The 14,940-nt window shown below is 70.1% G+C and carries 13 protein-coding genes; 6 read left to right on the forward strand and 7 right to left on the reverse strand.

Features of this window, described 5'->3' with window-relative positions:
* Positions 1–74 precede the first annotated feature (74 nt).
* From ppdK to ppk2, 3 genes are all read right to left on the reverse strand, one after another.
* Positions 75–2,774: a pyruvate, phosphate dikinase gene (gene ppdK, locus DRB89_RS01140; RefSeq protein ID WP_112446449.1), complete on the reverse strand. Its 2,700-nt coding sequence runs from the start codon at positions 2,772–2,774 to the stop codon at positions 75–77.
* A gap of 603 nt (positions 2,775–3,377) precedes the next feature.
* Positions 3,378–5,078 (reverse strand): sulfate permease, encoded by a 1,701-nt coding sequence (sulP, locus tag DRB89_RS01150; protein ID WP_112446447.1) that lies wholly within the window; start codon positions 5,076–5,078, stop codon positions 3,378–3,380.
* Between the two features lie 53 nt (positions 5,079–5,131).
* Positions 5,132–5,926: a polyphosphate kinase 2 gene (gene ppk2 / locus DRB89_RS01155; RefSeq protein WP_112446446.1), complete on the reverse strand. Its 795-nt coding sequence runs from the start codon at positions 5,924–5,926 to the stop codon at positions 5,132–5,134.
* Positions 5,927–6,199: 273 nt separating this feature from the next.
* Here ppk2 and DRB89_RS01160 point away from each other — a divergent pair, with 273 nt between their 5' ends.
* Complete coding sequence (locus tag DRB89_RS01160; RefSeq protein WP_112446445.1) at positions 6,200–7,882, forward strand: GAF domain-containing sensor histidine kinase; 1,683 nt, start codon at positions 6,200–6,202, stop codon at positions 7,880–7,882.
* Between the two features lie 14 nt (positions 7,883–7,896).
* On the opposite strand, the gene DRB89_RS01165 is transcribed toward DRB89_RS01160, so the two are convergent.
* Positions 7,897–8,394 carry a pyridoxamine 5'-phosphate oxidase family protein gene (locus tag DRB89_RS01165; protein ID WP_112446444.1) on the reverse strand — a complete coding sequence of 166 codons (498 nt, stop codon included), beginning with the start codon at positions 8,392–8,394 and terminating at the stop codon, positions 7,897–7,899.
* A 126-nt stretch (positions 8,395–8,520) separates the two neighbouring features.
* On the reverse strand, positions 8,521–8,847 hold the full coding sequence (locus DRB89_RS42640; RefSeq protein ID WP_162688427.1) for an STAS domain-containing protein: 327 nt from the start codon (positions 8,845–8,847) through the stop codon (positions 8,521–8,523).
* Positions 8,848–9,103: 256 nt separating this feature from the next.
* On the opposite strand from DRB89_RS42640, the gene DRB89_RS01175 reads away from it, so the two are divergent.
* The gene (locus tag DRB89_RS01175; protein WP_112446443.1) at positions 9,104–9,811 is read left to right on the forward strand and encodes a response regulator transcription factor; all 708 of its coding nucleotides are present in this window, start codon (positions 9,104–9,106) and stop codon (positions 9,809–9,811) included.
* 106 nt (positions 9,812–9,917) lie between these two features.
* On the opposite strand, the gene DRB89_RS01180 is transcribed toward DRB89_RS01175, so the two are convergent.
* Positions 9,918–10,793 carry a universal stress protein gene (locus DRB89_RS01180; protein ID WP_112446442.1) on the reverse strand — a complete coding sequence of 292 codons (876 nt, stop codon included), beginning with the start codon at positions 10,791–10,793 and terminating at the stop codon, positions 9,918–9,920.
* Positions 10,794–11,184: 391 nt separating this feature from the next.
* Positions 11,185–11,610 (reverse strand): pyridoxamine 5'-phosphate oxidase family protein, encoded by a 426-nt coding sequence (locus tag DRB89_RS01185; protein ID WP_112446441.1) that lies wholly within the window; start codon positions 11,608–11,610, stop codon positions 11,185–11,187.
* A 2-nt stretch (positions 11,611–11,612) separates the two neighbouring features.
* Here DRB89_RS01185 and DRB89_RS01190 point away from each other — a divergent pair, with 2 nt between their 5' ends.
* From DRB89_RS01190 to DRB89_RS01205, 4 genes are all read left to right on the forward strand, one after another.
* The gene (locus DRB89_RS01190; RefSeq protein WP_112446440.1) at positions 11,613–12,281 is read left to right on the forward strand and encodes a CBS domain-containing protein; all 669 of its coding nucleotides are present in this window, start codon (positions 11,613–11,615) and stop codon (positions 12,279–12,281) included.
* 222 nt (positions 12,282–12,503) lie between these two features.
* On the forward strand, positions 12,504–13,373 hold the full coding sequence (locus DRB89_RS01195) for a universal stress protein (protein WP_204357612.1): 870 nt from the start codon (positions 12,504–12,506) through the stop codon (positions 13,371–13,373).
* 27 nt (positions 13,374–13,400) lie between these two features.
* Entirely contained in the window at positions 13,401–14,087 is a 687-nt protein-coding gene (locus tag DRB89_RS01200; RefSeq protein WP_112446439.1) for a CBS domain-containing protein, read from the forward strand.
* A 240-nt stretch (positions 14,088–14,327) separates the two neighbouring features.
* Entirely contained in the window at positions 14,328–14,933 is a 606-nt protein-coding gene (locus DRB89_RS01205; protein ID WP_204357611.1) for a CBS domain-containing protein, read from the forward strand.
* Positions 14,934–14,940 lie beyond the last annotated feature (7 nt).

Below are 14,940 nucleotides of genomic sequence, written 5' to 3' on the forward strand. Positions count from 1 at the left end.
TCGTTCCGCGGAGTAAGCAACGAGCCCGCCCCTGTCACCTTGAGGGCGAGGCCCCGGCTGGGTCGGTGAGCGTGTCATTTCGTCGCGTCCGCACACCGTGTCGGCAGGGACGCGCGGCCGGCCTCCAGACGGGCGACCGGGACGCGGAACGGCGAGCAGGAGACGTAGTCGAGTCCGGCCTCGTGGAAGAAGTGCACGGAATTCGGGTCTCCGCCGTGCTCGCCGCAGACGCCGATCTTGAGGTCAGGTCGAGCCGCACGCCCCTCACGGACCGCGATCTCCACCAGGCGTCCGACTCCTTCCCGGTCGATCGTCTCGAACGGGGAGGTCTCGAAGATTCCTTTGTCGAGATAGGCGGAGAAGAACTCCGCCTCGACGTCGTCGCGGGAGAAGCCCCATGTGGTCTGCGTCAGGTCGTTCGTTCCGAAGGAGAAGAACTCCGCCTGGCTCGCGATACGGCCGGCCGTCAGGGCTGCTCTGGGCAGCTCGATCATGGTTCCGATCGGGCAGGTCACCGGGACTCCCGTCTCGCGCGCGACCGTGGACAGCACCTCCTCCACTTCTTGCCGGACGAGTTGAAGCTCCTCGACCGCGCCGACGAGCGGGACCATGATCTCGGCACGCGGATCGCCTCCCGCCCGCTTGCGGGCGACGACGGCCTCTGCGATGGCACGCGCCTGCATGCCTACCAGGCCCCGTTTCACGAGACCCAGCCGGACGCCCCGCAGGCCGAGCATCGGGTTCTCCTCGTGCATGCGGGTGACTGCCGCCAACAGTTCGGTGTCGTGGGGAGTCCGTGTCCGGCCCAGTGCTTCGTCCCGGGCAAGGCGTACGGCCAGGTCCGTCCGGTCGGGCAGGAACTCGTGCAGAGGCGGGTCGAGCAGCCGGATGGTCACGGGCAGGCCGTCCATGGCGGCGAGGATTCCGGTGAAGTCGTCGCGCTGCAACGGCAGGAGTGCGGCCAGTGCGGCCTCGCGATCGGTGTCCGTGGGCGCGAGGATCATGGCCTCCACCAGTGGACGGCGGTCCCCGAGGAACATGTGCTCCGTACGGCACAGCCCTATGCCTTGTGCGCCGAATCGGCGGGCTCGAGCCGCGTCCTGCGGTGTGTCGGCGTTCGCCCGTATCTCCAGGCGTCGGGTGGCATCGGCGTGCTCCATGAGGCGGTGCACCTCGGGTACGCCCTCCTGCGCGGTGGCGTCCGGCGCGGGTGAGCCCGCCTCGAAGTAGCGCATGACCGCGGAGTCGACCAGCGGTACCGCGCCGAGGCGGACGAGGCCTTCGAAGCCGTCCACGGAGATGGTCTCGCCCTCGGAGACGACGACGTCGCCGACGGAGAAGCGGCGTGCCCCCGGGTCGATGGACAGTGCGTCGGCCCCGCAGACGCAGACCTTGCCCATGCCGCGCGCCACCACCGCCGCGTGGCTGGTCTTGCCGCCCCGGCTCGTGAGCACCGCCTGGGCGGCGACCATGCCCGGGAGGTCGTCGGGCGTGGTCTCCTGCCGTACGAGCACGACTTCCTCTCCGGCGGCGGCCCGCCGAACCGCCTCCGAGGAGTCGAAGACGACCACGCCCACGGCCGCGCCGGGCGAGGCCGGGATACCGCGTGTGAGCACGGGAGCCGCGACGCCTGCGTCGAACCGGGGGAACATCAGCCGCGCCAGCATGTCGCCGTCGACGCGGGCAAGCGCTTCGTCAGTGGAGATGAGGCCCTCGTCGGCCAGTTGGGAGGCGATGCTGAAGGCCGCCTGCGCGGTGCGCTTCCCGACACGGGTCTGCAGCATCCACAGGACGCCGTGCTCGATCGTGAACTCGATGTCGCACAGGTCTCGGTAGTGCGTTTCGAGCTGCCCCATGTAGCCGCGCAGCCGGGCGAACGAGACCGGGTCGAGCGTGGCCAGCTCCTGCAGCGGTACGGCGTCGCGGACACCGGAGACGACGTCCTCGCCCTGGGCATTGGGAAGGTAGTCGCCGTACAGGCCGGGGCGCCCGGTGGCCGGGTCGCGCGTGAACGCGACCCCACTGCCGGAATCGGAGCCGAGGTTCCCGAAGACCATGCGCTGGATGTTGACCGCTGTCCCGAGACCGTCCGGAATGTGCTCGCGGCGACGGTAGAGGCGTGCGCGGTCACCGTTCCACGACGCGAAGACGGCGAGGATCGCCTGCCGCAGCTGCTCGGTCGGGTCTTGCGGAAACTCACTCCCAGTACGTTCGAGGACGAGGTCCTTGAACATTTCGACGATCCGCATGAGGTCACAGACGTCCAGTTGGGAGTCGTCTACGACGCGGTGCTGATCCTTGACCCGGCGGAGCACGTCTTCGAAGAGCGAACCGTCGACGCCCATGACCGTACTCCCGAACATCTGCACGAGGCGGCGGTAGGAATCCCACGCGAACCGCTCCCGGTCGGGGACCTTGGCCAGGCCGAGCACCGAGAGGTCGTTCAGACCGATGTCCAGGATGGTCTCCATCATGCCCGGCATGGAGAACCTCGCCCCCGACCTGACCGAGAGGAGCAGCGGGTCGTCCACCTGTCCCAACCGTTTGCCGGCAGCCCGCTCGAGCGCCGCCAGGTGCTCGACGACCTCGCGGTCCAGGCCCGCGGGCAGCTCACCGGTAGCCAGGAAGGCGCGGCAGGCCTCGGTCGTGATGGTGAAACCAGGCGGTACGGGCAGGCCCATGCGTGCCATCTCCGCGAGGTTCGCGCCCTTGCCTCCGAGTAGATCGGCCATGTCCCGGCCGCCCTCGGCGAAGTCGTACACATAGGAACCCATGACTGCCACCAGCCTCCTCGGCGGTACCGTGCTCTGTTCTCACACTGGCTGTACCGCTCCGCGTCCGAGAGGGGCCGGACGGCCCTTCATGGGGCCGGTCGGCCCGCTGCTCCGCGCCCCGACGAAGCGGGCACATCCCGCCGAGGGGCCGTTCGCCTCTCCGAAGGGACGTTGGGTACCTGCTCGGACACTCCTGGTAGCCGGGACGGTCGGGGCGAGCACGGAAATACGGATCCGGGCATGACACGAAAGTCGGTGAATGACATGGCGGGCTTGCTGGCCGTCGGCATGCTGGCGCTCGCCGTCGCCACGTCCCTGGAGCAGCAAGGGACCGGAAGGGCTTCTTGAGCGCCGGATGTACCCCAGGAGAACCCCAGGGACAGAGGGCCAGGACGGAGCAAGCCCGTCTGACCCTGGTGCTCCACACGCCGGCGGGTGGGGCCCGGTACCTGGCCACACGGCTCGACTCGGCCCCGCATCTGGAGGTCATGGGGTGCATCGCCGGCAACGACGTGACCCTCGTCGTCTGCCGCAGCTGGGACGGCGCTCGGAGGGTACTGCGTTACGTGCACGGCGAGGCGGACGCAGACCGGTAGCTTCGGTTCATTCCGGCGCGGGCCCCGCCTCGTGACTCCAGGCCCGGTAGGCCCCCAGGGCCATGGGCAGGGTCGGGTAGATGCGTTCCGCGCCGACCGAGGTCGTCAGGCCGAACGCGTCCAGGTCCTCGCGGAGTTCCTGCTTGACGCGGGCCAGGGCGAAGACGATGCCGCGGTGCACGAGCTCCTGGCGCAGTGCTTCGACGGCGTCCAGAGCGGTGATGTCCACTTCGACGTTCGCCTCCGCGTTGAGGACGAACCAGCGGACCGGACGGCTCTGTTCGTCGACCGCCGCCAGGGCGCGCCGACGGAAGTCCTCCGCGTTGGCGAAGAACAGCGGTGAGTCGTACCGGTAGACCACGAGCCCGGGAACGGTCCGCGCCGTCGGGTAGTCGTCCACGTCGTGCATGCCCGCCAGCCCGGGCACCAGGCCTTCCACCGCGTCGTGCGGACGTGCCACCCGGGCCAGCAGCTCGACGACGGAGAGGGCGACCGCGACGAGGACGCCGTACAGGATGCCGAGCGCCAGGACGCCCAGGAGACAGCCCAGGGCCAGCAGGAGTTCGCGGCGACGGAAGGCGGCGAGGCGCCGGAATTCGGCCACCTCGATCAGCCGGACGGCGGCATAGACGACGATGGCGCCGAGGACGGCGCTCGGCGTGTGGGCCAGGAGGGGGCCCAGGAAGAGCAGGACCATCAGTACCGCGACCGCGGCGAACAGGGAGTACGCCTGGCTCCGCGCCTTCGACGACTGCGCCAGGGCGGTGCGGCTCGCGCTGCTGCTGACCGGGAACCCGTGCAGGACACCTGCCCCCAGGTTCGCCGCTCCCAGGGCCAGGAGTTCACGGTTGGGGTCCAGCGGGACCGGATCGCCGCGATCGGCGAAGGCTCGGGCGGTCAGGATCACGTCCGAGTAGCCGACGAGCAGCACACCCAGCGCCGGGACCAACAGCCGGGGCAGGTCGCCGAGCGGTGGCAGCGAGGGCACCGGCAGGCCGGAGGGCACGGATCCGATCACGGAAATCCCGTACCGGTCGTCCAGCCCGAATGCCGCCACGGCTGCCGTGGCGAGGACCAGGGCCAACAAGGGGCGCGGCACCGTGCGCCAGCACTTCGGCGCCACCAGGAGCAGCGCGAGAGCAGCAGCGGCCACCCCGGCGGTCGGCCAGTCGACGTCCGGGACGTGCCGGACGAAGGAGTACAGCTGCGGGAAGAAGCCCGAACTGGTCGTGCGCACTCCGGTGAGCCGGGGCAGCTGATCAATGATCATGATCAGTGCGACGCCGGCGAGGTAGCCGACGAGCACGGGCCGTGAGAGCAGGCCGGCGAGGAACCCGAGCCGCACGGCCCAAGCGGCCAACGAGACCAGGCCGACGACCACGGCGAGGGCCGCAGCGAGCACCGCGTACCGGCCCGGATCGCCGGCGGCGAGCGGTCCCACGGCAACGGCGGTCATCAGTGCCGTGGTCGACTCGGGTCCGACCGACAGCAGCCGCGAGGAACCGATCAGGGCGTAGAGGACCATGGCCGGCAGGACCGCCCAGAGTCCGGCGACCGGCGGCAGCCCGGCCACACCCGCGTACGCCATGACCTGCGGCACCAGGTACGCGGCGACGGTGACACCCGCCAAGGCGTCCCGCCCGAGCCAGGACCGGTGGTACCCCCGGAGGCCCGTGGGTGCCTGGGACGGCCTTCCGCTTGTCGACATCGCGCTCCTTCTGACGGTCCGCTCGGCCTCGCCCGCCGGTGACCGGGCTTGGTTCAGTCCTTCCCGAGGGTGGCCGCGTGGTCGGGTACGGCGGTCTGCAGGTCCTTGGACGGACGCTCGTAGCCCGTGGACGGCGGCCTCGGCGGCAAGGTCAGCGACGGTACGGCCACGTCCTCGTAGGGAACCGAGGCCAGCAGGTGGGCCATCATGTTGAGCCGCGCGCTGCGCTTGTCGTCGCTCTCGACCACGTACCACGGGGCATCGGCCGTGTCCGTGTGGACGAGCATCTCGTCCTTGGCCCTCGAGTACGCCTCCCAGCGCGTGAGGGACTCCAGATCCATCGGGGAGAGTTTCCACCGGCGCAGCGGGTCCTCCGCGCGGCGCCGGAACCGCTCCTCCTGCACCGCGTCGCTGACGGAGAACCAGTACTTGCGGAGCAGGATCCCGTCCTCGACCAGCATCCGTTCGAACACGGGGCACTGGCGCAGGAAGCGCTGGTGTTCGGCGGGCGTGCAGAACCCCATGACGTGCTCCACTCCGGCGCGGTTGTACCAGCTGCGGTCGAAGAGGACGATCTCGCCGGCGGCGGGCAGATGCTCGACGTACCGCTGGAAGTACCACTGGGAACGCTCCCGACCGGTCGGCGTGGGCAGGGCCGCGATGCGCGCGACACGGGGGTTCAGGTGCTCGGCGACGCGCTTGATCGTGCCCCCCTTGCCCGCGGCGTCACGGCCCTCGAAGACGACGACCAGACGGGCACCTTCCACGCGAGTCCACTCCTGGAGCTTGACCAGCTCCGTCTGGAGCCGCAGCAGCTCTCTCTCGTAGACCGCCTTCTTGAGACCCATCGCCGCCACCGTCCCTCTCGCCGTCCAGTGCTGCGTTCAAGTCGGTCACGGCACGCACCTCCGCGCAAGGATGCGTCGCGCTTCGCACAGGTGTGTCGAGGAGCCGGCACGGCTCTCACCGCCAGCTCTCACCTGACGTGCGCTCCCCGTCCGCAGTGACCGCAGGTGGATGCCCCATCGGGCCCGGCCGTGCCGATAGCCTGGCTCCGGACGGGGCGGGCAGCGAAGGGGAAACACGTGGGTGTGGGGGATCCGTTGACGCAAGTGCCTCGGATGCGGCTGGACGAGCTGCTCGACGAGCTCCAAGTACGCATCGACGCCGTGCGCGGCACCCGGGACCGGGTGCACAGCCTGCTGGAGGCCGTCGTCTCGGTGGGCCGGGAGCTGGATCTGGCCCAAGTGCTGCGGCGGATCGTGGAGGCCGCGGCCCTGCTCGTCGACGCCGACTACGGGGCGCTCGGGGTCATCGGCCCCGACGGCCGCACCCTGTCGCAGTTCCTGACCGTGGGGCTCGACGAGGAGGCCATCGCCGAAATCGGTCCCCTGCCGGCCGGTCACGGCCTGCTCGGGGAGGTCATCCACCACCCGGAGCCCTTGCGCCTCACTGATCTCGGTGCCCACTCCTCGTCGTACGGGTTTCCGCCGCACCACCCGCCCATGCGCACGTTCCTCGGCGTACCGATCCGGGTGCGGGACGAGGTGTTCGGGAATCTCTACCTGACCGACAAGCGGGGCGGGTTCGATTTCGACACCGAGGACGAGACGGTGATCTCCACCCTCTCGGTGGCGGCGGGCGTGGCGATCGACAACGCCCGGCTCTACGAGGGATCGCAGCGGCAGCAGCGATGGCTGAAGGCCAACGCGGAGATCACCGAGAGCCTGCTGTCGGGCAGTTCCCGTCCGGCGGTGCTGGAGCTCATCGCCCTGCGGGCCCAGGAGATCACGGGGGCCCGGATCGCGGACATCTCCATGCCGGTTCCCGGCGCCGAGGGGCTGATCGTGGAGTTCGCCGCCGGTGCGGACAGCAAGGCCAGGCAGGGACTCGTCGTGCCCTACGCGGGAACCCTCTCGGGGACCGCGCACCGGACCGGGCAACCCGTCACGGTCCTGCACGCCTCGGACGACGACCGCTACCCGGCCGATTCCCAGGCACAGGGCGGGCTGGGTCCCGCCGTCGCGGTCCCGCTGGGCACCGCCGGCAGGGAGAGCAGGGGCGTACTGCTGCTCGCCCGCCCGGCCGGCGAACCCGCCTTCGGCGAGCACGAGCTCGAGCCGCTCGTCGCCTTCGCGGGACAGGCGGCGATCGCCCTGGAGCTGGCGGAGCGGCGCCGGGACGCGGAGCAGATAGCGCTGCTGGAGGAACGCGACCGGATCGCGCGGGACCTGCACGACCTGGCCATCCAGCGGCTCTTCGCCACCGGAATGACCCTCCAGAGCGCCGCACGGCTCGTCGAGCACGAAGGGGCCGCCGAACGCGTCAGCCGCGCCGTCGAGGACCTGGACGAAACGATCAAGATCATCCGCTCGACGATCTTCGGTCTGCGCACCAAGGACCGCGAGAGCGGACCGGGTCTGCGGGCCCGCGCGGCCCGGGCCGTCGGCGAAGCGGCCACCACGCTCGGCCATCCGCCGCGCCTGAGCATGGAGGGCCTGCTCGATACGGACGTCCCGTCCGAGATCGCCGACCACGCCATGGCGGCGCTGGGCGAGCTCCTGAGCAACGCCGCGCGCCACGCGGGGGCGACCAGGGTCGCCGTGGCGCTCAAGGCAGAACCGGGCGAGATCGTGCTGACGGTCTCCGACAACGGCAGGGGCATCCCGGCCCAGGGCCGCAGAAGCGGTCTGCGCAACCTCGACGACCGGGCGCAGAGCCTGGGCGGATCCTTCACCGTGGACAGCCCCGACGAGGGGGGCAGCCGGCTCGTTTGGCGGGCGCCGCTCCCCACCGGGAGCTGACGGCCCCGACGCGATCACCCCAGGCCGGCCGGCTCCTGCATCGTCCGCTCCGCCTCCAGCCGGAATCCGGTGACGAGGTCGGGGCGGATCCTCAGGGCTCCGGCCATGGGGTGTCCCACCCAGGGACGCAGCAGGGAAGCGAACCGGGCCACCTCATCGGCATCGGTCACCGGGCACGCGTAACCGGTGACGACGACGCTCCAGCCGAGGTGGGTGACGGGATCGATGGCGTCCGCTTCGTAGGCGACCACCACGCCGGGGACATCGGCCGGAGCCACGAGGGAGGCGAGTGCCCCGTCGTCGTGGATCCGCACGACGATGTCCTCGCCCTCGACGAGGTGGTTGACCGGACGGACCGCCGGCAGAGCGTGCTGCGTGAAGACGATGCGCCCCAGGGACACCGTCGCCACCAGTCTGAGCGCCTCCGCCCTGTCGAGCTCCCGCATGCGCCGGGTGGCCGTCGCATCGCCGTCCTGACCATCAGTGCGCCGTATGCCGCCGTCCTCGTCCATGCTGCGCACCTCCTCCGGTATCGATCGGTCCTTGCGGCTTCCGGGCCACCAGCCTCCCTCTCGAGCACCACGAGAACCAGGGCCGGATGGTCCCGACCCGGGGACCGGTTTCGGCTACCGCCCTGATCAGGCCACTGCGAGCCGCAGCACACGGTCGGCGCCGAGCACCCGTATCGACTTGGCCACCAGAGGCGGCACGCCACACAGCCGGAGCCGGGTTCCGGCCAAGCGGCAGCGGTGGTGCACACGCATGAAGAGGTCGATTCCCGAGCTGTCGCAGAAGGAGATCCCGGACAGGTCCAGGACGAGGCTGCGGTGACCGGATGCTGCGAGATGGGTGAGGCGGGGCTCCACCAGCCCCGCCGTGTGGAAGTCGAGTTCTCCGGCCAAGGTGACGCGCACGTCGCCGTCGTTCCTCGCCGCGGCCCTCAAGTCGATCAAGGTGGTCGTCATGGAACCTCCACGCTGCGTGCGGCCCTGCGGTCGAGCCGCCCCTTTCCCCGTGCGGCACCAGCTCACCGGACACGGACCGGTCCCGGGAAGGCCCATGTGCCCCCCGCGAAGGGCCGAAGGTCCCCTTCCCATGGTGCCTACCTCCGCGGGGAAGCAGGTGGATGAGGGCCTATCGGCCCTGTCCGTTCGGCCCCTTCGCCAGGCAGGATGCGGGAGTTCGGGCGCCCCGGACGATCCCAGGCGAAGGAGTTGCGTCATGAACGACAACGGTGCCCCCTCCCCCATCAAGCCGCCGATCACGGTCTTCCTCCTCGACGACCACGAAGTCGTACGCCGCGGGGTGCACGATCTGCTGGACGCGGAGCCGGACCTGAACGTGATCGGTGAGGCGGGCACGGCGGAACAGGCTCTGATCCGCATCCCCGCACTGCGTCCCCAGGTGGCGATCCTCGACGTACGGCTCCAGGACGGCGACGGCGTGAGCGTGTGCCGCGAACTGCGCTCGCGGATGCCCGAGCTGGCCTGCCTGATGCTCACCTCGTTCGACGACGAGGAGGCCCTCCTGGACGCGGTGATGGCCGGCGCCTCCGGTTACGTGCTGAAGCAGATCACCGGCACCGACCTGGTCACCGCCGTCCGTACGGTCGCGGCCGGCCAGTCCATGCTCGATCCGGGAGCCACGACCCGGCTGATGGCCCGCATGCGCGGCGACGTACCCAAGGAAGACCAGGTCCCGGGTCTGCCCGGCTTCACCGACCGGGAGAAGGAGATCCTCGTCATGGTCAGCGAGGGGCTCACCAACCGGGAGATCGGCCAGCGGCTGTACCTCGCCGAGAAGACCGTCAAGAACATCATCTCGCGCCTGTTCACCAAGCTGGGGGTGGAGCGTCGCGTCCAGGCAGCGGTGATCGCCAGCCACACGCTGATCCCGCCGAGGCAGCACCCCGTCCCGTCCGCCGAATAGTCGGCGACCGGGCACCCGGTGGCTGGGCACGCGATGGCTGGGCACGCGGCGGGGCCGGGCACGCCGTACAGTCGCGTGCCCGGCCTCCTTCCTGACCCAGGCCGGGTCAGGCGTGCGGGACCACGGCGACAGGACAGACCGCGTGGTGCAGGACGGCATGGGCCACGGACCCGATGTGCGCGCCCACCGCCGATTCGCGGACCCGGCGGCCGACGACGAGCAGCTGCGCGTCCGAGGCCGCGGTCAGCAGCACGTGGCCGCCACTGCCCTGCTCCACGTGCGTGACGACTTCGACCTCCGGGTACTTCAGCCGCCACGGCTCCAGCGCCTGCTCCAGCGCGGCCTTCTCGTACGGCTCCAGGCCACCGAACTGGTCGGCGATCCACATCGACCCGGGGCTGTACCCGTAGACCGGGGGCAGGCTCCAGGCTCGGACCGCACGCAGCGGTACCTTCCTCGCCGCGGCGGCCTCGAAGGCGACGCGCAGTACCTCGGCGGACTCCTGCACGCCGCCCTGCTGCCCGACGACGACCTCACCCTCCTCCGGTACGGCCACCGGCCGGCCGTGCGCGGAGCGTACGGAGACGACGGGGCACTCGGCGGCCGCGATCACCTGCCGCCCGTAGGAGCCCAGCAGGAACCCGACCAGAGCTCCGTGCCCGCGCGTGCCGAGCACCAGCAACTCCGCGTCCTTGGCCGCGCGCAGCAGAGCCGGCACGGGCGCGTCGGAGAGCACCTCCGCGGTGAGGGCCAGCTCCGGGTACCGGTGGGTGAGCTCGCCCTCGACCTCCTTCAGAACGTTATCGGCGCGGTGGGCTTCGGTGTCGCGGTCCTGGACGATCGGGGCTGCGAGCGGCTGCCACAGCCAGGCGTGGACCACGTGCAGGGGCAGGTCGCGCCGTACGGCCTCCCGTGCGGCCCAGTCCGCCGCGGCCCGGCTCTGAGGGGATCCGTCCACTCCGACCACCAGGGTGCGCTTCACGAGTCTGTCCTCCGTACTGATGCCGGAGCATCGGGGTCGATCGGCAGGGGAGCGGCACCGGCCGGGGGGACCGGTGCCGCTGAACTCACCTTCGTCGCGACGGGCGTTGCCCCATAGGGGCCGACAGTCCCTTCCCGGGGGCCGGTCATCCCCTCCCGGCGGCAGCCGGGCGAGCGCAGAGTGTCGGCATCGGCTCAGCCGACGAACGTCCCGGCCCCCGCGAGCAGGAGCGGAAACAGGACCGCGTACCCGATCCCGGAGCTCGACGCCCACTGGCGCGCCGCCAACTACCTGGCAGCAGAGGGTGCCCCGGCCCGGATTCCCGGCCGTCGACGGATTCACGGCGACGGCGGTCATCAGTGGCTTGGTCGACTCCGGGCGCCTTCGCGCGTCACGGAGAGGTGACGGGGGTAGCGTGTGAGGGCTCGGTCTCAAGCCGGAACCCTGTGACGAGATCGGGCCTGATACGCACTGCCTTGGTCATCGTCTGACTCACCGACGGCAGCAGCAACGCCTCGTACCCGTCCGCCTCGTTGCCGTCGCCGATCAGAGAGGCGTATCCGGTGACGACGACGCTCCAGCCGAGGCGGGTCTCAGGGTCGATGACATCGGCCTCGTAGTAGGTGACGACGACCGCAGGCGCATCGGGCGTCGCCAGGAGCGAAGAGACCTCTCCGCCACCCTGCAGGCGGACGACGATTCCCTCCCCGTCCACGAGATGGTTGACCGGCCGCACGGCCGGAAGAGCGTGCTCGGTGAAGACGATGCGTCCCAGCGATACCGTGCCGAGCAGTCTCAGCGCTTCGCTGCGGTCCACTGATGACCGACGAGGTCGTCTCGGTCGTCACCTCCACCTCTTTCAAGGATGTCGCGAAGCTGCTCGCACAGCACGACATCAGCAGGCTGCCGGTCCTCGACGACGAGGACCACGTCCTGGGCGTCGTCTCAGAGAGAGACCTGATCGACCGAGAAGCCGCGGGGCATCCACTCGTGAGCGATGCGCCTGACGCCGGCCGGGAGGAAGCCACGTTCCCGTCGAAGGTGATCTTCACCGCCGGTGAGATCATGTCGGCACCGGCGATCAGCGTTCGCGCCGACGAGGCCGCGGCAGGAGCCGCCCGCCTGATGGCCCGCAGAGGCGTCGAGCGCCTGCCTGTCGTGGACGACGAGGCCCGCCTCGTAGGCATCGTCACGCGCCGCGACCTGCTCAGCCTCTTCCTGCGACCCGACGCGGAGATACGACACCACGTGGTCGAGGACATACTCATGGACACCATGGGGCTGCGCCCGAAAGCGGTAACCGTCCACGTGGTCGACGGCATCGTCACCCTGGAGGGCCGGCTGGAGGCACAGAGCCAGATTCCGGTCCTGATCCGCCTCACCGGCCGGCTCGATGGCGTGATCGCCGTCGCCCCCCGTCTGACGGCTCGCGTCGATGACTCCCTGCCCACTGCATCGCATCGCAGCGCCCTTGGGATGTCCTGGTGACCGCCACGGCCGACGACGTGGATGCGCGAGCGGAATGCGGGCAAGCCGGTGGCAATGCTGCACGAATCCGTTGCTCTGGCGGCACACCGGGGCAACGGATTTCATTGGCTATGCGGGACTGATCGGTCCCACGTGGGGCCACATGGCCCCTCGTCGGGCACTGCACCGTGGACAACGCTGGAAGAGAACCGCGGCCCCGCGCCGCACAAGGAGGTTCTCACCATGAAGCACCATGTGACCGTTGGCGTCGACGGCTCTCCCGAGAGCCTGGCAGCGGCCCGCTGGGGAGCCCGGGAGGCGGCCCTGCGGGAGGTCCCGCTGCGGCTCGTCCACGCCGTCGATTGGCCGATCAGCCCCGCGATTCCAGGGTGGGGCCGTGAGGGAGCCGACCGGTGGGCCGACGAAGCGCTCACCGAGGCCCTGGAGGATGTACGACGTCGGAACGCGGGCCTGGATGTCTCCACGAGGTGCCTCGCCGGCAGGCCTGCGGCAGCCCTGGCCGCTGAGGCGGCCGACGCCGGGCTGCTCGTGCTCGGCTCACGTGGGATGGGTGGCCTGGCCGGCTTCCTCATCGGATCGGTGAGCATGTCGACGCTCGTGGCCACCAAAACCCCGGTGACACTCGTCCGGGTCCCGGACGAACCCGACGAGCCCGGACCCACAACGTACGGAGAGATCGTCCTGGGTGTCGACATCCACGAGGCGGCCGACAGGGTCCTGGCCTTCGCCTTCGAAGAAGCGGCCCGCCGGGGCTGCGGCCTGCGCGCGGTCCACGGCTGGAAGATGCCTTCCATGTACCAGTACGCACCCTTCTCCGACCCGGAGAACGAACGGGAGGTCGGCCTGAGCGTCACCCAGATGCTGGACGACATGCTGTTGCCGTGGCGCCACAAGTTCCCCTCCGTGACCGTCACCACCAAGGCATTCATGGGGCCTGCGGGCCGACAGCTCGTCCAGGCCGCGGCGGGCGCGGACCTCGTCGTGGTCGGGCGGCATCTGCGCCGCTCGCCTCTCGGAGTGCATCTGGGGTCGGTGACCCATGCGGTCCTGCACCATGCCGCGGCTCCTATCGCGGTCATCGCTCACGACTGACGGCCTCGTCCCCAAGGAGATCGGACCATGTCCCATCGCACTGTCGCGGACGTCATGACCAGGGCCGTGGCCACCGCCAGCCCCGAAGCGTCACTCAAAGCAGTCGCCTGGAGCCTTGACCACAACGGCGTCTCGGCCCTGCCCGTCGTTGACACCCGCCACCATCCGATCGGCATCGTCTCCGAAGCCGACCTGCTCCTCAGGCAGGCCGGCCTGCCGGATTCCGAAGGGCGTGACCCCATGCACGCTGAGGCGTCCATGGACCGCGCCTCCTTGGATGCCCGCACGGCCGGCGATCTGATGTCCACCCCCGTACTGACCGCCCGGCCGGAGTGGGGAATCGTCGAGACGGCGCGCTTCCTGCACGAGCGGGGTGTCAAGCGCCTGCCGGTGATCGACGAAACCGGAACGCTGGTGGGCATCGTCAGCCGATCAGACCTGCTACGCCCCATGCTCCGCCGCGACAACGCCATACGCGATGAAATCGTCGACGACGTACTGGTCCGGACCCTGCGGATGGCCCCGGGCGCCATTGCGGTGGGCGTGCGGGAAGGAGTCGTCTCCTTGAGCGGCCGGGTCGAGGAGCGGTCCACCATTCCGGTTGTCGAACGACTGTGCCGGTGGGTCGACGGTGTCGTCAGCGTGGACCAAGTCCTCAGTTACGCCGTTGACGACCTGTCTCCGGCCGGCGGTCCGAACCGTGCCACCCATTGACCCCTCGCGGCAAAGGGCGGAAAGAGCCCGCCCGCTTCTCGCGGATCCCGATTGCGCGGTGCACGGCCATCAGCCGCTTCTCCGCATCCTCTCAGGGACTCTTTCCGTCAATTGCATGAAAGCACCCTTTACTCATGGGCCATAGGGCCGGTCAGCCCCCAGTGGCCCCCTGACGGCCCTACCACCAACGGGCGGTGACATCGACGCTCGGATGTATCAGGACGCCGTTCTGGAGGGATCATGAAGCACCTGCGCACCGTCGACGACGTGATGACCCACGCCGTCATCTCGGTCGACCGAGGAGCACCGTTCAAGGAGATCGTGGAGGCCATGCGGCAGTGGCGGATCAGCGCTCTGCCCGTCCTGTCGGAGGAAGGTCGGGTCGCCGGCGTGGTGTCCGAAGCGGATCTGCTGCTCAAGGCCCAGGGCGCGGACGAGTCCCGGGCCGTCACCGCCGGCCAGCTGATGACCGTACCGGCCGTCACCGTGACCAAGGACGCCAGCATCGCCAGCGCTGCCCGCCTGATGGCCCGCGGTCACCTCAAGCGGCTCCCCGTCATCGATGCCGACGGCCGCCTCGTCGGCGTGGTCAGCCGGGGCGACCTCCTCAAGATCTACCTCCGCCCCGACGCGGACATCGCGGAGGAACTCCGCGAACTGATCATGGCCGAGCTCATCCCCGCCGGCTCGGCGATGGTGCAGGTCCACGTGGCCAACGGCATAGTCCAGCTGGACGGTTCCGTCCACGACCCGCCTCTGAAGGACGTGCTGGTGCGTGTCGTACGCACCGTGCCGGGCGTCGTGGACGTCACTGCGATGCGCCTCGGATCAGAAGTCCCCGCGTGAAGGAGGC

The sequence above is a fragment of the Streptomyces sp. ICC4 genome (genome assembly GCF_003287915.1).
Classification (GTDB): Bacteria; Actinomycetota; Actinomycetes; order Streptomycetales; family Streptomycetaceae; genus Streptomyces; species Streptomyces tritrimontium.